15 protein-coding genes and 1 pseudogene are annotated in these 17,838 nt (G+C 73.1%); 8 read left to right on the forward strand and 8 right to left on the reverse strand.

What is annotated here, in order from left to right:
- Positions 1 to 9: 9 nt before the first annotated feature.
- Positions 10 to 1,104, forward strand: coding sequence for an NAD(P)-dependent alcohol dehydrogenase (locus tag ACIO9K_RS13440; RefSeq protein ID WP_363584789.1), 1,095 nt, complete (start codon positions 10 to 12; stop codon positions 1,102 to 1,104).
- Between the two features lie 97 nt (positions 1,105 to 1,201).
- Here the strand turns inward: ACIO9K_RS13440 and ACIO9K_RS13445 are convergent, their stop codons facing one another.
- The 3 genes from ACIO9K_RS13445 to ACIO9K_RS13455 all read right to left on the reverse strand — a co-directional run bounded on the left by ACIO9K_RS13445 (position 1,202) and on the right by ACIO9K_RS13455 (position 3,265).
- On the reverse strand, positions 1,202 to 1,711 hold the full coding sequence (locus tag ACIO9K_RS13445) for a DUF6114 domain-containing protein (RefSeq protein ID WP_363625466.1): 510 nt from the start codon (positions 1,709 to 1,711) through the stop codon (positions 1,202 to 1,204).
- Positions 1,712 to 1,713: 2 nt separating this feature from the next.
- Positions 1,714 to 2,370, reverse strand: coding sequence for a DUF6230 family protein (locus tag ACIO9K_RS13450; RefSeq protein ID WP_363584787.1), 657 nt, complete (start codon positions 2,368 to 2,370; stop codon positions 1,714 to 1,716).
- Between the two features lie 142 nt (positions 2,371 to 2,512).
- Complete coding sequence (locus ACIO9K_RS13455) at positions 2,513 to 3,265, reverse strand: TetR/AcrR family transcriptional regulator (protein ID WP_363625464.1); 753 nt, start codon at positions 3,263 to 3,265, stop codon at positions 2,513 to 2,515.
- Positions 3,266 to 3,652: 387 nt separating this feature from the next.
- Here ACIO9K_RS13455 and ACIO9K_RS13460 point away from each other — a divergent pair, with 387 nt between their 5' ends.
- From ACIO9K_RS13460 to ACIO9K_RS13470, 3 genes are all read left to right on the forward strand, one after another.
- A complete protein-coding gene (locus tag ACIO9K_RS13460) occupies positions 3,653 to 4,324 on the forward strand; it encodes a Tat pathway signal sequence domain protein (protein ID WP_363584783.1) in 672 nt (223 codons plus the stop codon).
- Positions 4,325 to 4,596: 272 nt separating this feature from the next.
- Complete coding sequence (locus tag ACIO9K_RS13465; protein ID WP_400329439.1) at positions 4,597 to 5,475, forward strand: AAA family ATPase; 879 nt, start codon at positions 4,597 to 4,599, stop codon at positions 5,473 to 5,475.
- A complete protein-coding gene (locus tag ACIO9K_RS13470) occupies positions 5,472 to 6,902 on the forward strand; it encodes a VWA domain-containing protein (protein ID WP_400329442.1) in 1,431 nt (476 codons plus the stop codon). The genes ACIO9K_RS13465 and ACIO9K_RS13470 overlap by 4 nt, the downstream gene beginning before the upstream one ends.
- Positions 6,903 to 6,937: 35 nt before the next feature.
- Here the strand turns inward: ACIO9K_RS13470 and ACIO9K_RS13475 are convergent, their stop codons facing one another.
- Both ACIO9K_RS13475 and ACIO9K_RS13480 read right to left on the reverse strand, forming a co-directional pair.
- On the reverse strand, positions 6,938 to 7,606 hold the full coding sequence (locus tag ACIO9K_RS13475) for a DUF4328 domain-containing protein (protein ID WP_363625527.1): 669 nt from the start codon (positions 7,604 to 7,606) through the stop codon (positions 6,938 to 6,940).
- A 458-nt stretch (positions 7,607 to 8,064) separates the two neighbouring features.
- Positions 8,065 to 8,973 (reverse strand): MBL fold metallo-hydrolase, encoded by a 909-nt coding sequence (locus tag ACIO9K_RS13480; RefSeq protein ID WP_363625458.1) that lies wholly within the window; start codon positions 8,971 to 8,973, stop codon positions 8,065 to 8,067.
- A gap of 218 nt (positions 8,974 to 9,191) precedes the next feature.
- Between ACIO9K_RS13480 and ACIO9K_RS13485 the strand changes: the two are divergent.
- The 4 genes and pseudogenes from ACIO9K_RS13485 to ACIO9K_RS13500 form a co-directional block, all read left to right on the forward strand.
- A pseudogene (locus ACIO9K_RS13485) lies at positions 9,192 to 9,413 on the forward strand (hypothetical protein); the annotation flags it as partial.
- Positions 9,400 to 10,791: an amidase gene (locus ACIO9K_RS13490; protein WP_400329445.1), complete on the forward strand. Its 1,392-nt coding sequence runs from the start codon at positions 9,400 to 9,402 to the stop codon at positions 10,789 to 10,791. The pseudogene ACIO9K_RS13485 and the gene ACIO9K_RS13490, both read left to right, overlap by 14 nt.
- A gap of 113 nt (positions 10,792 to 10,904) precedes the next feature.
- Positions 10,905 to 11,486 (forward strand): TetR/AcrR family transcriptional regulator, encoded by a 582-nt coding sequence (locus ACIO9K_RS13495; RefSeq protein WP_363625455.1) that lies wholly within the window; start codon positions 10,905 to 10,907, stop codon positions 11,484 to 11,486.
- A gap of 118 nt (positions 11,487 to 11,604) precedes the next feature.
- Positions 11,605 to 11,805, forward strand: a complete 201-nt coding sequence (locus ACIO9K_RS13500; protein ID WP_063346158.1) for a hypothetical protein — start codon at positions 11,605 to 11,607, stop codon at positions 11,803 to 11,805.
- Between the two features lie 63 nt (positions 11,806 to 11,868).
- Here ACIO9K_RS13500 and ACIO9K_RS13505 read toward each other — a convergent pair whose 3' ends face one another.
- From ACIO9K_RS13505 to ACIO9K_RS13515, 3 genes are all read right to left on the reverse strand, one after another.
- A complete protein-coding gene (locus ACIO9K_RS13505; RefSeq protein ID WP_363584761.1) occupies positions 11,869 to 12,837 on the reverse strand; it encodes an alpha/beta hydrolase in 969 nt (322 codons plus the stop codon).
- Between the two features lie 157 nt (positions 12,838 to 12,994).
- Positions 12,995 to 16,345 carry a S8 family serine peptidase gene (locus ACIO9K_RS13510; RefSeq protein ID WP_400329450.1) on the reverse strand — a complete coding sequence of 1,117 codons (3,351 nt, stop codon included), beginning with the start codon at positions 16,343 to 16,345 and terminating at the stop codon, positions 12,995 to 12,997.
- Between the two features lie 588 nt (positions 16,346 to 16,933).
- Entirely contained in the window at positions 16,934 to 17,785 is an 852-nt protein-coding gene (locus ACIO9K_RS13515) for a siderophore-interacting protein (RefSeq protein WP_400329453.1), read from the reverse strand.
- Between the last annotated feature and the right edge of the window lie 53 nt (positions 17,786 to 17,838).

The raw sequence follows: 17,838 nt of genomic DNA on the forward strand, positions 1-17,838 counted from the left end.
GCTGGAAACATGACGAACTCGACGAACGCAACGACGACGAGCACCACCGAGGGCACCACCCGCACGGTCGCCGCCTACGCCGCGGCGCGGCCCGACTCCCCGCTGGAGAAGACCACCGTCACCCGCAGGGCGGTGGGCGAGCACGACATCGTGATCGACATCAAGTTCTGCGGCATCTGCCACTCCGACATCCACCAGGTCGGCGAGGACTGGGGCACCGGCATCTTCCCGATGGTCCCGGGCCACGAGATCGCGGGCGTGGTCACCGAGGTCGGCCCGGGCGTCACCCGCTGGCAGGCCGGCGACCGGGTCGGAGTCGGCTGCATCGTCGACTCCTGCCGGGAGTGCGACAACTGCCGGGCCGGCCTCCAGCAGTACTGCACCGGCCAGGGCGGCACCGTCTTCACCTACAACAGCGTCGGCCACGACGGCCTGCCGACCTACGGCGGCTACTCCTCGAAGCTGGTCGTCGACGAGGCGTACGCGCTGCGCATCCCCGACAACCTGCCGCTGGACGCCGCCGCGCCGCTGCTGTGCGCCGGCATCACGCTGTACTCGCCGCTCGCGCACTGGGGCGCCGGGCCGGGCAGGAAGGTCGCGATCGTGGGCCTCGGCGGGCTCGGCCACATGGGCGTGAAGCTCGCCCACGCCATGGGCGCGGAGGTCACCGTGCTCAGCCAGTCGCTGCGCAAGCGCGAGGACGGGCTGAAGCTCGGCGCCGACCACTACCGGGCCACCTCCGACCCGGCCACCTTCACCGAGCTCGCGGGCACCTTCGACCTGATCGTCAACACGGTCTCCGCCGACCTCGACCTGAGCGCCTACCTCGGCCTGCTGCGCACCGACGGCACCATGGTGCAGGTCGGCGCGCCGGAGAAGCCGGTCACGGTGAACGCGCACGCGCTGCTCTCCGGCCGCCGTTCACTGGCCGGTTCGATGATCGGCGGGCTGCCGGCCACCCAGGAGATGCTGGACTTCTGCGGCGAGCACGGCATCACCGCGGAGATCGAGCTGATCCGCGCCGAGCAGGTCAACGAGGCCTACCAGCGGGTGCTGGCCGGCGACGTCCGGTTCCGCTTCGTGATCGACGCCGCGACGATCTGACCGTCACGGCCCGACCCCGCACTCCCCCGTGCCCCGACGCCCCGCCCCCTGGTGCTCTCCCATCACCAGGGGGCGGGCGCCGTCGGGGCGCCTCGGGCTAGACCCCGGCCGTGCCCGCTCGGGACGACCGGCGTTCCTGGCGCCGGTCCTCCCGCCGCTGCCGCCCCCGGCGCAGCGGCTGATCGGGCAGCCAGCCGAAGGTGAGGCAGGCGCCCACCAGTCCGAGCAGCATCCCGATCACGAAGCCGCCCAGGTTGGAGGTGAGCCAGCTCGCCAGCGCGGCGAGCACGGCGAGGACGGAGTAGAACAGCCGCTGGGCCGGGTTGAACAGGATCAGCAGGCCGCACAGCACCATCACCGCCGGCACCAGGTAGCCCGCCAGCCCCTGCATCCCGATGTGCAGGACGACGGGCAGCGGGGCACGCAGGGTGAACAGGATCTCGGCGCCGCCGAACAGCACCAGCAGCCCGCCCCAGAACGGCCGCTGGCCCCGCCAGTCGCGTTTGACCGGTCGGGTGGTGGCGGGGGCGGGGGCGGGAGCCGTCCCCACGGCCCCCTCCGCGACGCCCTCGCCGGAACCGGCCGGCTCCGGTACGGACTCCGTCATGGTCAGCAGCCCTGGGAGCTGAAGCTCAGCCGCAGGTTGGGCAGTTTGAAACCGACGGCGGTGCTCGCGTAGTTGTGCTGCTTGAGGTGCGTCAGCACGACGGTGTCGGCCTGCTGCCCGAAGACGCCCGGGTTGCCCTTGCCCGCGTTGCCGGCCTTGGTGTAGGTGCTGGCGTCGCCGCCGATCTCGATGTTGGTGAACTCCGCGTCACCGGACAGCATGTCGGAGTCGGTGGTGAGGTCGGTGGCGGAGACGGGGGTGCCGGCGTCGCCGGCGTGGATCACCAGGTTGACGCCACCGAGGTCCACGCTCTGGCACAGGTTGGTGATCTCGGCCTTCTTGATCGCCGAGACCGCGACCAGCACCTGACCGCCGGTGGAGCCCTGGTTGGGGCTGTCGGGGATCATCGAGTCCAGGCTGCCGAACTGGGCGAAGCCCTTGCCGTCGAGCTTGTCCGCGGTGATCGTGAACGGCATGCCGCTGATGGAGAACTGGGCGGCGAGTACGCCCTGGGCGGTGAGGGCCATCAGGACGGCGCCCGCCGCGACGGCCGGAACGGCCATCCAGGCGCTGCGCTTGAGCCGTACCCGCCCTCTCCTGGTGCCGGTCGGTGTCTCCGGGGTCTCGGCCGCGGCGGCGGCGTCCTCGGACATGGCCATGTGTGCTCCCTGTTGGGTGGGTGGGATGTGCAGGCACTGGCACGGTGCCCTGGCGCGGACAGCGTTCCACGGCCCGACCGGGCCGCCCGCCCCTCGGCAGCGGGGCGGGCACGGTCAGGCCGCGCTTTGAGTAACTGGGAAGCTACTGCCCGGTAGTGGCCGGGTCAATACGGGTGCACGAAGGATCTTCACCGATCGGCAACCCGAGCCGGACGGCCGCCTCCGCCGGGCCGAGGAAGGGCGCGAGACAGAACATGCTCAACACCGGCAGGAGTTCCGGAAGTTGAACCGTCCGACCGGAGTCGATCCGCCGGTAGAGCGCGCTGTAGACCCCGCCCACCACGGCATCCACCAGCTCCACAACCCGCACACCGCCCAGTGGTTGGGGCACCTCGGCGAAGAACGCCCGGAACCGGGTGAGGAGTTGGTCCCGCTCACGGCGGCCGGCCGGTCCGACCGCCTCGATCTCGATCACCGCCATGGTCGCGAAGGCCGGTGTCCCCGCCAGCAGATGGAGCATCGCGCCGAGCGCCTGCCGGATCCCGGCGCACCAGTCGGACTCCGCCGCGAAGGCCGCCGCCATCCGCCGGAGCACCACCCCGGTGCCGTGCCGGTGCGCGGCCAGGAAGGCGTCCTCCTTGCCGCTGAACAGCTCGTAGAAGACCGGCCTGGTCACCCCGGCCGCGCGGCAGATGTCGCTGACCGTGGCGTGCTGGTAGCCGCGCGCGGCCACCGTCTGGACCAGTCCGTCGAGCAGCCGCTCGCGCTGGGTCGCGGCCACCACGCCCGGGGGCAGCCGGCTCGGGCCGCGCTTGATGGACCGGGCTGGGTCACGACCGGCCCGCGCGCCCGGCAGCAGGATCACGTCGGCACTTCGGAGGTGTTTCCGTTCCATCACCAACTCCTGTTACCTGTATTGACATTGACGTAACATCGGGTTTACAACACTGACAGGTTTCCAACCGGTGGGCGACCCTGTCACCACCGGACGACCTCCAGGGGCTCCGGCGGCCCCGGGCGAGCAGCCCGGGCCACGGGACCACGAGCGGACGCAGGCCCGCGGCGGTGGCAGCCGCCGACGTGCACTCCTGCACTCGCAGCGCACGTCCGCACCTTCACACCGCTGTGCCGTACGAGCGGGCCCGTGGCGCCGGGCCCGCCGCACCACGGCCCCGCGAAGCCCCCGGCACGCCATGCCCACGCACCTCCCCCGCCGTGCACGCCACCACACCCGCACCGCGGGCCACCCCCACCCGTCTCCGCACGGAGAGAGGTCACCCTCATGCGCTTTCGCCGCACGCTCGGTACCGCGGCCCTCGCCGCCCTCGCCTTCACCTGCGCCGCCGTCGCACCCGCCCAGGCCGACGGCTCCGCGGTGCTGACCACCGGCAGCAGCAGCGGCCCGGACGTCGCCGTCGGCGACGTCCTCACCGCCAGTCTGGTCTCGGGCACCACCGCCACCTTCTACAGCAGCGCCAGCGGAACGAGCGGCATCAGCTGTGCCAACTCGGCCTTCTCCGCCACCGTGACGGCCAACCCGGCCGCCCCCGGCAGCGCGGTCGAGCAGCTCAACACCCAGACCTTCGGCTCCTGCTCCTCCAACGTCCTCGGCGTCACCGGCGTCAAGAGCATCACCGTCAACAACCTGCCGTTCACCAACACCGTCGGCGACGGCCCCGGCAACCCGGTCGCCCTCACCCCCGGCGCGGCCGGCGCGATGAAGACCACGGTCGTGCTCAGCACCATCCTCGGCAGCGTCAACTGCGTCTACCAGACCACCACCGGCATCTCCGGCACCACCTCGAACACCGGCAACACCATCGGCTTCACCTCCCAGCCGTTCAACCTGGTCTCCGGCTCGGGCCTGTGCTTCTCGACCGGCTACTTCAGCGCCACCTACGGCCCGGTCACCGACACCTCGGTGGCGGGCAGCCCGCTCATCTTCGTCAACTGACGACCCGAGGGGCCTTCGCCGACTGACGTTCGGTCAGACGTCGTCAACTGACGGCCGACCGGCGGGAACAGACGAGCGGCGTACGGCGACCGCGGTCGCCGTACGCCGCTCCGGCGCGCCCGCACGCCCGCACGCCCGCCAGGTGATCCAGAAGCACGCCCCGCCGCCGGCCCGGCTCAGCCTTCGCCACCCGCCGAACCCCCGAGACGGCGAAGTGACCGGCCGGTAGGGTGCTGCCGCACGGACACGGCCGACAGGAACGGGGCGGGCAGATGAGCGGCAGCAGCGACGGCACGGGGTTCTTCGCATCGGTGGCGGACACCGCCGACCAGCTGGCCGCCACCGGCTACCTGGCCTCCACCGCCGTGGCCACCACCGTCTTCCTCGCCGACCGGCTCGGCAAGCCGCTGCTGGTCGAGGGCCCGGCCGGGGTCGGCAAGACCGAACTCGCCAAGGCGGTGGCCGCGATCGGCCGGGCCCGGCTGGTCCGGCTCCAGTGCTACGAGGGCATCGACGAGGCCCGCGCGCTCTACGAGTGGAACCACGCCAAGCAGTTGCTGCGGATCACCGCCGGCCGCGACGAGGGCTGGGACCAGGCCCGCACCGACATCTTCGGCGAGGAGTTCCTGCTCACCCGCCCGCTGCTCACCGCCATCCGCGGCGACGAGCCCACCGTGCTGCTGATCGACGAGATGGACAAGGCCGACGTCGAGGTGGAGGCGCTGCTGCTGGAGGTGCTCAGCGACTTCCAGGTCACCGTGCCCGAACTCGGCACCATCGCCGCGAGCCGCCGCCCCTTCGTGCTGCTCACCTCCAACGCCACCCGTGAACTGTCCGAGGCACTGCGTCGACGCTGTCTCTTCCTCCACCTCGACTACCCGGACGCCGAGTTGGAGCGGAAGATCGTCCGGCTCAAGGTGCCCGGCCTGGACGACACGCTGGCCGCCTCGCTGGTCCGGGTGGTCGGCGCGCTGCGCGCGATGGACCTGCGCAAGGCGCCGTCCGTCGCCGAGACCATCGACTGGGCCCGCACCCTGCTGGCGCTCGGCGCGGACACCCTCGACGAGGCGGTCGTCCAGGATACCCTCGGGGTGGTCCTCAAGCACCAGGACGACATCCGGAAGGCCGCGCAGAAGCTCACCCCCGCATGACCACCGCCCCGCCCCCGGCCGATTCCGCCGCCCGGCTCACCGGCCTGGTCCGCGCGCTGCGCGGGCACGGCCTGCGGATCGGCCCCGCCGAGACGGTCGACGCGGCCGCCGTCCTCGACGTCCTCGGATTCGCCGACCGCGAGCAGATGCGGGCCGGCCTGGCCGCCGCGCTGCTGCGCTCGGACACCCAACGGGCCGTCTTCGACGCCACGTTCGACCTGTTCTTCCCGCTCGGCGTCGGCACCCCCGAGGCCGTCCGCGCCGACCCGCCCGCACTCCCGGACGACCCCCGGCCACCGCGCCCCGGCCGCCCCGACCCGCTGCGCGACGACCTGCGCGAGCGCCTCGCCGCCGCCCTGACCGCCGACGACCGGGCCGCCCAGGCCCGGCTGGCCGGCGAGGTGGTGGAGGCCTTCGGCCGGTACGGCGCCGGTGCCACGCCGGCCTCGGACGGCTGGTCGGCCCACCAGGCGCTCGGCCGACTCGCCCCCGAGACCCTGCTCGCCCGGATCCTCGCCGCCCTGCGCGAGCGGGCCACCGCCCCGGACCTGTCCGACCGCGTCCTCGCCGACGAGATCCGCCGCCGCCTCCAGGACTTCCGCGCCCTGGTCGCCACCGAGGCCCGCCGCCGGGTCGCCGAACTGCGCGGCGCCGAGCGGATCGCCGAACGCGCCGTCGCACCCACCGCCGACCGGATCGACTTCCTCGCCGCCGGCCGCGACCAGCGCGCCGAACTGCGCCGCACCGTCCACCCGTTGGCCCGCAAGCTGGCCACCAGGCTGGCCGCCCGGCGCCGCCGCGCCGCACGCGGACGGATCGACCTGCGCCGCACCCTGCGCCGCTCGCTGTCCACCGGCGGGGTGCCGCTGCGCCCTGCCCACCGGCTGCGCCGCCCGGCCCGGCCGGAACTGGTGCTGCTGTGCGACGTCTCCGGCTCGGTGGCCGGATTCGCCGACTTCACCATGCTGCTGGTGCGGGCGATGAGCGAACAGTTCAGCAAGGTAAGGGTGTTCGCCTTCGTGAACCGCACCGCCGAGGTCACCGCCCTGCTGGCGCGCGGCGACGCCGACCCGGCCCGGCTCGCCGCCCGGATCCTCACCGAGGCCAAGGTGATGGGCCACCACGGCAACAGCGACTACGGCTCCGCCCTGGGCGAGTTCGCCGAACGGCACCTGGACGCGGTCGGCCCGCGCACCAGCGTGCTGATCCTCGGCGACGCCCGCAACAACCACCGCGACCCGAACCTGGACGCACTGCGCCGGATCGCCGACCGGGCCCGGCGGGTCCACTGGCTCAACCCCGAGCAGCCCGCCCTCTGGCGGACCGGCGACTCCGCCGCAGCCGCCTACGCGGGCGTCGTGGAGATGCACTCCTGCCGCAACGCCCGCCGCCTCGGCGAACTGATCGCCCGCCTGCTGCCGGTGTAGGGAGTGTCCGAGTCCGCCACCGTGGCGGCCTAAGCCTAAGCCTGGGCCTGGGCCTGGGCCTGCGCCCGAGCTTCCTCGGCCGCCACCTGGGCGGCCCTGGCGGCCAGCGGGTTGATGTCGGCCCGGCGCGCCCACTGCATGGCCGTCAGCCGCTGGACCACCACGATCGCGGCGACGGCCGCGACCAGGCGCAGCGCCGAGCCGGCGGTCTCCACCCGGATGGTCTCGCGCAGGTCCTCCAGGCTGTCGAGCACCGTCAGGTTCACGTACTTCATCATCGAGTTGGCGATCCGGTTGACGACCAGCGCGCCGATCCAGGTGGACCACCACAGGACCAGGACCTTCTCCGACACCGTGCGGCGCCGTCCCTCCGCGTCCAGCGGAGCGCTCGCCCGCCAGCAGTCCACCATCAGCTGCCAGGGGAACCAGAGCAGGACGAACGGGGTGACCCAGGCCCCGATGGTCCAGCCGCGTCCGCGCCGGTGCCCGTGCGGCAGCAGCAGGTCGGCGTTCTGGCGGATGCGGTAGAACCAGATGATGAACACCACGGCGGTGGCCAGCGCCAACGGAAGGAAGACCCCGTTCAGCCCTTTCACCAGGGAGTCCACGGCATCGAAGTCGTCGAGGTCAGCCGACCCGTCCGCCAACTGGCCCAGCAGGACATCGGACCAGAGGCCGGCCACGACCGCCCCCGCCGCCAGCATCGCGTTCACCCCCAGCAGGACGTAGACCGCGATGGCAAGGCTGTTCGCCGGTCGGAGCGCCGCCGCCCAACCCGGCGCCGCCTCCGCGCAGCCGAAGCAGCGTCGGCTCTCGGTCCCCGCGGGACGCGCCCCACACGCCACACACACCATCAGATCGTCAACTCCTGGAATCGCCGCGTGCTCGGACTCGCACGCCGGTGCCGCCAGCGCCCCGACCGGGGCGGGCGCGCCGACTCTAGGGGATCATCGACGTCCGCTGCCAGCGAGATTTCGCAGCTCAGCGGCGGTATCGCCGGATAAACGACAGATCGCGCGGTAATCGAACGCCGGGGAACCGACTCCGGGTCACCACCCCGACCCGGCGCACCCGTCCCGCTCGATCCGGGTGTGCGGTCGACGGACCCCGGGCGCAGGACTGGTGAAGGGGTGCGAGCGTCCCGGGGAGGTCGAACGCGGCGTCAGGCCGAGGGCACGGGCAGCAGCCGGTAGGCGTCCCCCTCCGTGCGCACGCGACCGGCGGTGGGCGGCGCGAAGTGGGTGCCGAGCAGCAGGGTGTCCGTGTCGGCGAGGGAGCCGAGGAGCTTGCGGCGCGAGGCCTCGGACTGCCACGGGTCGATGTCGACGCAGGCGCCGATGGCGGGGTGGGCGAGCTGGACCGGGTGGTGGACGCAGTCACCGGTGATCAGCGCCGTCTCGCCCCGATTGGTCAGTTCGACGGCGACGTGGCCGGGGGTGTGACCGGGGGTGGGGATCAGGCGCAGGCCCGGGGTGATCTCGACGCCCTCGGCCGGGACGTCGACGAGGTCCAGCAAACCGGCCCGCTCGACCGGGATCACGGAGTCGAGGAACATCTGCCTGCGCGCCTCCTCCAGGTCGTACCCGGCCCAGAACTCCCGCTCGGCGCGGGAGGTGAGGTAGCGGGCGCGGGGGAAGGTGGGGACCCACTCGCCGTTCACCTCCCGGGTGTTCCAGCCGACGTGGTCGGCGTGCAGGTGGGTGAGGACCACCAGGTCGACGGAGTCCGGGGGGAAACCGGCGGTGGCGAGGCGCTCCAGGTAGTCGGTCCGCAGGTGGTGCCAGGCCGGGTTGGCCCGCTCCTTGCCGTTGCCTATGCCGGTGTCGACGAGGACGCGCAGCCCGCCCACGGCGAACGCGAAGCTGTGACTGTCGAGGTGCAGGACGCCCTCGTGGTCGGCGAAGTGGGGGTGCAGCCAGTCGTGGCCGGTCACCACCTCGGGGGTGGCCTCGGGCAGCAGCCACGGCCCGGTCGCGGGCGGCAGGAGGGTCTCGTCGATGCGATGGACGGTGACGCCTCCCACCGTCCAGGCGGGGATGGGGGCGGGGGCTTCGGACGTGGCGCCGGACATGGGGCTCCTCCCGTAAACGCAATCTGTTTGCGTTAAGCCATCGTAGGACCTACAGTCTGGCTAACGCAAACGGTTAGCTTTTGGTGCGGGTGCCATCTCGCTCCAGCCCCGATCAGGAGAGAACGCCCATGTCCTCCGCCGAACCGCCCACCACCGAACGCCCCTCCGCCGAACCTCCCGCCGAACCTCCCACCGGTCCGTCCGCCACCGAACGGCCCGCCACCGACCTCACGCCGCCCGAGGCCGCCCGCTGGGCCGCCCGGGCCGGGCTCCCCCTGCCCGCCGACCGCCACGACCCGGTCGCGGCCACCGCCAACCAGTTGCTCTCCGTCGTCGCGGTCCTGCGGGAGCTGGACTTCGGGGACACCCCGCCCGCGAGCGCCTACCGCGCGGAAAGCGCCCACTCCACGGAAGAGGAGACGCACGATGCAGCCGTATGAGCTCTCCCTCGCCGCCGCCGCGGAGGAGATCCGGGCCCGGCGACTGTCCCCCGTCGAACTGGTGGACTCGGTCCTCGACCGCATCGAGCTGGTCGAACCGCACCTCGGCGCCTACGTCGCGGTCACCGCGGAGCGGGCGCGCCGGGCGGCCCGCGAGGCCGAGCAGGAAGCGGCGCGCGGCCTGCACCGGGGGCCGCTGCACGGCGTCCCGATGGGGCTCAAGGACCTGATCGACGTCGCCGGGCTGGCCACCACGGCCAGCTCCCGGGTCCGCGCCGACCACCGCGCGCAGGCCGACAGCACGGTCGCCGCCCGCCTGGCCGCGGCCGGCGCGATCCTGGTCGGCAAGACGCACACCCACGAGTTCGCCTACGGCCTGACCACCCCGCAGACCGGCAACGCCTGGGACCGCGGCCGGGTCGCCGGCGGCTCCAGCGGCGGATCCGCCGTCGCCGTCGCCGCGGGCGCCGCGACCTTCGCGCTGGGCACCGACACCGGCGGCTCGATCCGGGTGCCCGCCGCGCTCAACGGGGTCGTCGGCCTCAAGCCGACCTACGGCCTCGTCCCCCGCCACGGCGTCGCGTCCCTGTCCTGGTCGCTGGACCACGTCGGCCCGATCGCCCGGACCGTCGAGGACACGGCCCTCGTCCTGGACGCCCTCGCCGGGCACGACCCGCGCGACCCCGCCTCGCTGGCCACCCCCGCCGTCGGCCACCGGCCGGGCGCGGACACGGACCTGGCGGGGCTGCGCGTCGGCGTGCCGCGCAGCTACTACTTCGACCGCGTCGACGTGGAGGTGGAGGCCGCCGTCCGGCGCGCCATCGAGCACCTGGAGGCACTCGGCGCACGGCTCGTCGACGTCGACATCCCGATGACCCGCTACCTCCAGGCGACTCTGTGGGGGCTGGTGGCACCGGAGGCCACCGCCTACCACGAGCGCTCCCTGCGGGCGGTGCCCGAGCTGTACCAGGCGGACGTCCGCGCCCTCCTGGAGGCCGGCGAGCTGATGACCGCCGGGGACTACCTGCGCGCCCAGCGCTCCCGGACGCTCATGCGGCAGGAGTGGGCCCGGATGCTGGAGGAGGTCGACGTGATCGCCGCCCCGACCGTCCCGGTCACCGCGGTACGGACCGACCAGGAGGCCGTCACCTGGCCCGACGGCACGGTCGAGAGCGTCCCCGACGCCTACGTGCGCCTGTCCGCCCCCGCCAACATCACCGGGGTGCCCGCCCTGTCCGTCCCGGTCGGCCGGGACGCGGCGGGCCTGCCGATCGGCATGCAGCTGCTCGGCCGGCCGCTCGGAGAGCGCACACTGCTGCGGGTCGGCCACGCCTACGAGCGGACGCAGCCCGCCCGGGCGCTCGCGCCGGCGGTCTGAGAACAGCAGGCGGGCCGGGCCGGACGGCGCCGGCCCGCCGTCCGGCTCCGAGGCGGGCCCCCCGGCACCCCGGCACCCCGTAAACGCAAGGATTGTGCTTTAAGGTGTTTATCATGAGTCGCAAACAGATGGTGCGCCCCGGCGGGCGCAGCGCCCGGGTCCAGGCATCGGTGCACACCGCTGTGCGTGAACTCCTCGCCGAGGTGGGCCGCGACGCGCTGACGGTGCCGCTGGTCGCGCAGCGCGCGGGCGTCACCCCGTCGACGGTCTACCGCCGCTGGGGTGATCTCCAGGAGCTGCTGTCCGACGTCGCGGTGGAGCGCCTGCGGCCCGACACGGCGCCGGAGGACCTGGGCGACCTGCGGTCCGACCTGACGGCCTGGGCCGAACAGTTCCTCGACGAGATGGCCTCCCCCTCGGGCCGCGCCTACATCCGCGACGCCCTGCTCGGCGACCCGGACGGCGGCAACGCCGGCCAGTGCTCGGACTACGCGGCCGAACAGGTCGGCGCCGTGCTGAGCCGGGCGGGCGGCCGCGGGGAGGACACGCCCGGCGTCGAGGCGGTCATGGACGGCGTCGTCGCCCCCCTGATGTACCGCATCCTCTTCCGCCCGGCCGGCCTCGACCCCGCGTACGCGCGCCGGCTCGTGGCCGAACTCCTCGACCCGTACGGGGCCGGTCCTTCGGGCGGATGATCGTTCACCGGGCGAGGACGGGCAGCTCACGTTATCGACGGGCAGCTCAAGTTATAAGCTTCTGCGGGACGTTCACGAGCCCGGCCGCTGGTCGGGACCTCGCCTGGGAGGAAGCGTCGTGGGGAAGAAGATCCCGGTGCGGACCGGATGCCAGAACTGCTCGCGGTGCACCGGCTCGATCGGCGGCAACGCGGCCCGCAAGACGGTGCGGGGCACCGGGGTGGCGCTCGGCGCGGTGGTCACCGTCGGCCTGAGCCTCCTCTTCATCCGGAGGTGCCGCGCCTGCGACCACCCCATGGGCAGCCACCACCACCACTGATCGCGCCGCCGGACCTCCGCAACCCGGCTCCGACCCGGCATCCGGGCCGGAGCCGGGCGGGCGTCAGGCGTCCAGGTGCTTGAGGAAGTCGAGCAGCGCCTCGTTGACCTCCGCCGGGCGCTCCTGCTGCGTCCAGTGCCCGGTGTCCGGCAGCCGGACGTGGCGGTGCAGCTTGGGCACCCGGCTCAGCAGGTGGGCCAGCACCTCCGGTGGGACGAGCGCGTTCACCATGTCCTGTTCGCCGGCCACGTACAACGCCGGCACGTCGATCGTCACGCCGTCGAAGGCGGCCATCAGTTCGGCGTTGCGGTCGATGTTCCGGTACCAGTTGAGCCCGCCCGTGAAGGCGTGCTCGCCGTGCAGGGCGTAGTCGGCCGCGAGGGCGTCGATGTCCGCCTCGGTGAGCCAGGCCGGCAGCTGCGCCGGCTCCGGGATGGTGTCCAGCAGGACCTTGCCCTCGGGGACGACCCACGGCTGCGGCTTCCCCCCACCGCGCGGGCCACCGCCCAGGATGCGGCGGAAGCTGGACTTCACGTCGGCCGCCAGTTCGGCGTCGGCGCGGCCCGGCTCCTGGAAGTAGTTCTGGTAGAAGCCCTCGCCGAAGTTCTCCCGGGACTCCCGCAGCGGCCGCGGCCCGCTGGGCAGCGGCGGCACGCTCAGCCCGGCGACCCCGCGCACCAGGTCCGGCCGCAGCGCGGCGGTGGCCCAGGCGACCGGCGCGCCCCAGTCGTGCCCGACCACGACGGCCCGCTCCTCGCCGAGCGCGCGGATCAGCGCCGTGACGTCGCCGACCAGGTGCAGCAGGGAGTACGCGTCCACCCGCTCGGGCTGCTCGCTGCGGGCGTAGCCGCGCTGGTCGGGGGCCACGACCCGGTAGCCGGCCGCGGCGAGCGGGGCGAACTGGTGGCGCCAGGAGTACCAGCTCTCCGGGAAGCCGTGCAGCAGCAGGACCAGCGGGCCCTCGCCCTGTTCCGCGACGTGCAGACGGACACCGTTCACCTCGACGTGGCTGTGCTTGATCGCGTCGTTCAAGTCCCGCTCCCGGTCCGGTGGAAGGGCCGGGGCATCCGTTTCGCCCCGGCCCTTCCCGGCGCAACACCGCCGGGGCGCGGGGCATTCCCGCCGCCCCGGGGAGAACGGCCGAGGCCGCCCCGGAACTCCGGGACGGCCTCGGCGTGGTGATGGAAGGTCAGTTCACCGTGTAGCTGTAGGGGATCGCCGCGAGCACCGAACCGGTGGTGCCCAGGGTGTTGTTGGCGGTCGCCACCGAGCTGGGGGCGGACACCAGGTACAGCACACCGTGGACGGTGCTGCCCTTCGCACCGGTCGGGGTCACGGTGACCTGGAGCGAGCCGCTGGCGCCCGGCTGGACGGTCACCGGGTTGGCGGCCGGGGCCGAGGCGTTGACCGCCAGGGCGTACGGGTCACCGGTGCTGGAGGTCAGCGCCGGGTCGAACGCCTGGGTGTGCGCGGTCGCGGTGATAGTGGCGGTGCCGGCCGGGGCGCCGGCGGTGCCGAACGGGCCGACCTGCTGCAGGAAGGTGCCCCACACGCCGGGGAGGACCGGCTGCGACGCGCTGCCGTTGTCGGTCACGACCGAGATGGTCGAACCGTCCTGGGCCTTCTTCAGGTCGCCGAAGAGGTCCGGCGAGCCGGTGGTGCCGGACAGCTCCAGGTGGGCCGGCGTCGAGGAGGCCGCCACCGCCTTCAGCTGGTCGGTGCCCGGCGGGACGAGGAAGGACGGCACCGCGGAGGTGAGGCTCAGCGGCAGGGTGACCGTCGCGGAGGCGCCCTGCGGCACCAGCGGGATGTCGGTGCGGCGGTCCAGGCGGCCGTCGGCCGAGATCTTCTGGGTGGCGACGGTGTTGTTGGTGTAGTTCACCTGGACGGTGACCGGCTTGCCGGCCGCCAGCTTGGCGTGCGGGTCGTTCGGCAGGCCGGCGGCGGTGGCGACGTTCTGGTTGAACGCGACGGTGCCGGCGAAGTCCTGGGCGAGCTCCTGGCCGCTGACCGGGCCGAGCACGTTCAGGACGAACCGCCAGCGGCCGGCGGCCGGGTTGACGGTGGTGGCCGAGACGCCGGCGGTGGTGCCGGTCAGGTTGCCCTGCGCGTCGAGCAGGCCGTTGCCCTCGATGTCGATCGGGGTGCCGTTCGGGCTGATCAGCGCGCCCTGCATGAGCAGCTTCGGGTCCTTGGCGACGGTGACGCCGACCCGCAGGTCCTTCTGGCCCTTCGGGACGTCGAAGGCGTACGCGAAGCTCTGCGTCGGCGAGGCGTTGCGGCCGTTGCCACCGGTGATGGTGCCGGTGAAGGTGCCCTTGCCCTGGTTGACCGGGACGAGGCTGCGCAGCACGACCGGAACGCTGGTGGCGGTGCCGTTGGAGCTGGCGACGGTGATCGCCTGGCTGGAGTCGCCGCTGGTGCCCGGGGTGGTGAGCTGGACCTTGAGGGTCTTGGTCTCACCCGGCTTCAGGTCCGCGACGCTCGGGCTGACGGCGCCGGCCGGCACCGCGCGCTGGGTGGCGGTGCCCAGCTGGACCGGGCCGTTGTAGCCGGCCTTGCCCGCCGGGGTGTACAGGACGGCGGTCCACTCGCCGGCCACCGGGTGCGGGACGTCCACCAGGCCGAAGTCGGCCGGGGTGGCGCCGCCCTGCGGACGGGTGTTGGTCTCGAAGCGGCCCGACGGGTCGAGCAGCGTCATGCGGACCACGGAGCCGTTGGTGACCGGGCTGGCCGCACCCTGCCAGGCGATCGACGCCGCGAGGCGGTCGGCGCCGGCCGGGACGGTGAACTTGACCTGCTTCTGCACCCAGGTGGCGCCGTTGGTGGCGTACTTGAAGGTGTCGGTGGAGGCCGTGTCCAGCTGGACGGTCTGCTGGTTGCTCGACTGCGGCACGAAGGTGCGGGTCGCGCCGCTGACCGTCTGCGGGGCGGAGCTGGTGTTGGTGACGGTCACGTCGGCGGTGTGGGTCGAGCCGGGGTTGCCGGCGATGTCGACCTGACCGGTGGTGACGACGACGGTCTTGCTGTCCGACGCGCCGGAGCCGGCGTGGTAGCCGCGGGCGGCCTCGACGGCGGCGCGGACGTTCAGCAGGCCGGCGCCCTGCTCCTCGGCCGGGACGCCGAGGTCCTGGGCGGTGCCGGTGATGAACTTCTTCACCAGCGCCGGGGCGGGCGACTGGCCGTTGTGGGTGTCGCGGTAGGCCTGGATGACCAGGGCCGCGGCGCCGGTGACGAACGGCGCGGCCTGGCTGGTGCCGCCGAACGACTGGATCGGCGAACCCTGGCCGCTGTAGCCGGTGCAGTCGGTGTACTTGCTGGTGTCGGGCGAGCAGAGTGCCCAGTCCGACTCGCCCGGCGCGACCAGGTCGACCGTGCGGCCGGCCTGGGTGAAGCCGCCCGAGGAGAGCGCGGAGATGCGGTTGTTGCTCCAGGTCTTGTTGGAGAACTGGGCGGCCGCGTAGCCGGTCTGCTGGTAGTTCTGGTTGTCCGTCGAGGCGCCGACCGCGATCACGTTCGGGTCGGTGGCCGGGGTGCCGATGGTGCCGCTGATGCCCGCGTCGCCGGTGGAGACGGAGACGGTGACACCGGCCTTGACGGCCTGGTCGTTGAAGAGCGAGATGGTGTCGTGCGCGCCGCTGTCCGGAGTGACGTTGCCGCCGAAGGACTCGTTCAGCACGTCGACCTTGGCGACCGAGACCGCGTAGTCGATGGACTGCAGGATCGACGAGTTCGACATGATCTCGCCGCCGGCCCGCAGGGCGACCAGCGAGGCGTCCGGGGCGAGGCCGCGGATGCGGATGTTACAGCCGGCCGGCAGACCGCGGGAGGCGTTCACGAACTTCGAGACGTCGTAGACCTGGCGGCCCTGGGCGATGACCGCCGAGGCGTCGCCGAAGGCCTCCGCGCCACCGGTCGGCGCGTCCACGCCGTCGCCCGCGAAGTCCTGGTAGTCGACGACCGCGTGCGAGCCGTCGGCCCGGATGAAGTCCGGGTTGTTCGGGTCGAGGCCGTCCGCGATGTAGGCGACCTTGACGCCCTTGCCGGTGGCCAGGTCGGCCGCGCCGGGCTTGCCGTCGGCGCCGACGGCGTGCGTCGAGTAGAGGCCCTCCGGCTCCAGCAGCGGCTGGGACGGGTCGGACGGGCAGATCGTGTTGGTCGCGTTCTGCTCGGCGCCCTGGCCGTTGCTGCCCGAAACGGCCTGCGGGGCGGCGGCCTTGGCCGACTTGGCACCGGACTTGGTGTCCGCGGCGTCCTTCGCGGCCGCGGCCTTGCCGGCGGCCGGCGGCGTGACGGTGACCTGCTCGTCCGCGACGACCGAGGCGACGGCCGGGTCGGCCAGCAGCGCGGCACGCAGCGCGGGGCTCACCGTGGCCGAGAACGCGTTCCCGACCACGAAGCTCTTGATGTTGGTGCCGCCGTTGGCCTTGACCTTGTCCAGCAGCGGCGCCTGGGCGTTCGCGGCCTTCTGCTTACGGGCGCCGAGGTGGCCGTTGTCGGCCGGGGCGTCCGCTATCTGGTCCTTGAGAATCACGATCACCGGCACCGGGGTCCCGTCCGCGGACGCCACGGGGGCGTTCTGCGGGTCCGGGAGCGGAGCTGCGTTGGCGCTGGACCCGAAGGTCAGGACCATGGACGCGGCGGTGACCGTGACGGCAGCTGCTAGCTGGGATTTCCGCCAGCCGATCAATGGACATCCTTTCGTCTGATGAGACGTCAGGTTGCGCGGCCCAGCGTACGCGAATCCAGGTCGGACGCGTGGTTGCTCCGGACCGCGCGTCCCGACAGCGGTCGCATTCCAGCGCATCCGACACGACCACGACAAGGGGGGAAATCCCCATTAGAAAGTAAAAAAGACCATCAGAAAGTAAAATTCACGGCAGAAATCGGGCCATGTCCGCCCCTTTTCGCTGACCAGACCCGGTCGGAACTGTCCGATCCCGGTCGGAAAAAATCGGTGGCGAACTCTGGACAGTGGCGGACCACCGCCACCTGGGACACACCGTCAGCACCGCCACACACCCTTCCCCCCGGACCCACCCTGAAACCGGACATGACAGAACGGGCGCGCGGTCACACCGACGCCCGGTGGCCGGAATCCCCCGGCCACCGAGCGATCAGCACCCGATCAGCCGGCGGCCAATCGCTCCTGGGCGTCCGCCAGATCCTCGGCGGTGGGCGCGTCGTCCTGGGTCAGCCGGTGGCGCCAGTACCCGGTGAAGTCGATCGACCGCTTCGGCACGCCGCGCTCCGCCACCAGGTGGCGGCGCAGCGCCCGCACCGCGCCCGCCTCCCCCGCGAGCCAGGCGAACGGCGCGCCGGCCGGCAGCGCGGCGGCCCGCACGGCCCCGGCCAGCACGACCCCGGGGGCCGCCCCGCCCCGGACCGACCAGTGCACGGCCAGCTCGGCACGGCTCTCCAGCGGCTGCCGCTCGGCCTCGTCCGCGACCTCGACGAACGCGAGGGCCCGCACCCCGGCGGGCAGCGCCTCGACCAGCGTCGCGATCGCCGGCAGCGCCGTCTCGTCCCCCGCCAGCAGCACCCAGTCGGCAGCGGCGGCGGCCTCGGCGAGCGGGACCGGCGGGGCGTACAGCGCCGAGGGGCCGACCATCCCGAGCCGCTGCCCCGGCTCCGCGCGCTCCGCCCAGGCGGCGGCCGGACCGGTGTCGCCGTGCAGCACGAAGTCGATCTCGACCAGGCGGGTGCCGGGCCGCCGGCGCCGGAGGGTGAAGCTGCGCAGCAGCGGGCGCCCCGCCTCGGGGATCGCCAGGTACGCCTGGTACCAGCTCATCGGGTCCTCGCTCTGCGCGGGCAGCTCGGGCACCGCCTGGCCGGGACGGGGGAAGCACAGCTTCACCTGCTGGTCGGGCGCCGTGCCCACGGAGTCCGCCAGGGCCTCGGCCTCGAAGGTGACCCGGGCGGTGCGCGGCGTGATCCGGCGGACCTCGACGACCTCGACGAAGGTGACGGGCAGTGTCATCGCAAAACCCCTTCGGTTGATAACCTTACGACATAAAGAGTTGTCGTGGCCGA

It is taken from the genome of Kitasatospora sp. NPDC087271 (genome assembly GCF_044744605.1).
Taxonomy (GTDB): Bacteria; Actinomycetota; Actinomycetes; order Streptomycetales; family Streptomycetaceae; genus Kitasatospora.

Excerpts from the sequence above, each read along its gene's own strand:
- ACIO9K_RS13445 (WP_363625466.1), bottom strand. The coding sequence starts at position 1,711 with ATGACGGAGTCCGTACCGGAGCCGGCCGGTTCCGGCGAGGGCGTCGCG.
- ACIO9K_RS13515 (WP_400329453.1), bottom strand. The coding sequence starts at position 17,785 with ATGACACTGCCCGTCACCTTCGTCGAGGTCGTCGAGGTCCGCCGGATC.
- ACIO9K_RS13495 (WP_363625455.1), top strand. The coding sequence starts at position 10,905 with ATGAGTCGCAAACAGATGGTGCGCCCCGGCGGGCGCAGCGCCCGGGTC.
- ACIO9K_RS13450 (WP_363584787.1), bottom strand. The coding sequence starts at position 2,370 with ATGGCCATGTCCGAGGACGCCGCCGCCGCGGCCGAGACCCCGGAGACA.
- ACIO9K_RS13440 (WP_363584789.1), top strand. The coding sequence starts at position 10 with ATGACGAACTCGACGAACGCAACGACGACGAGCACCACCGAGGGCACC.
- ACIO9K_RS13480 (WP_363625458.1), bottom strand. The coding sequence starts at position 8,973 with ATGTCCGGCGCCACGTCCGAAGCCCCCGCCCCCATCCCCGCCTGGACG.
- ACIO9K_RS13465 (WP_400329439.1), top strand. The coding sequence starts at position 4,597 with ATGAGCGGCAGCAGCGACGGCACGGGGTTCTTCGCATCGGTGGCGGAC.
- ACIO9K_RS13455 (WP_363625464.1), bottom strand. The coding sequence starts at position 3,265 with ATGGAACGGAAACACCTCCGAAGTGCCGACGTGATCCTGCTGCCGGGC.
- ACIO9K_RS13470 (WP_400329442.1), top strand. The coding sequence starts at position 5,472 with ATGACCACCGCCCCGCCCCCGGCCGATTCCGCCGCCCGGCTCACCGGC.
- ACIO9K_RS13460 (WP_363584783.1), top strand. The coding sequence starts at position 3,653 with ATGCGCTTTCGCCGCACGCTCGGTACCGCGGCCCTCGCCGCCCTCGCC.
- ACIO9K_RS13475 (WP_363625527.1), bottom strand. The coding sequence starts at position 7,606 with ATGCTGGCGGCGGGGGCGGTCGTGGCCGGCCTCTGGTCCGATGTCCTG.
- ACIO9K_RS13490 (WP_400329445.1), top strand. The coding sequence starts at position 9,400 with ATGCAGCCGTATGAGCTCTCCCTCGCCGCCGCCGCGGAGGAGATCCGG.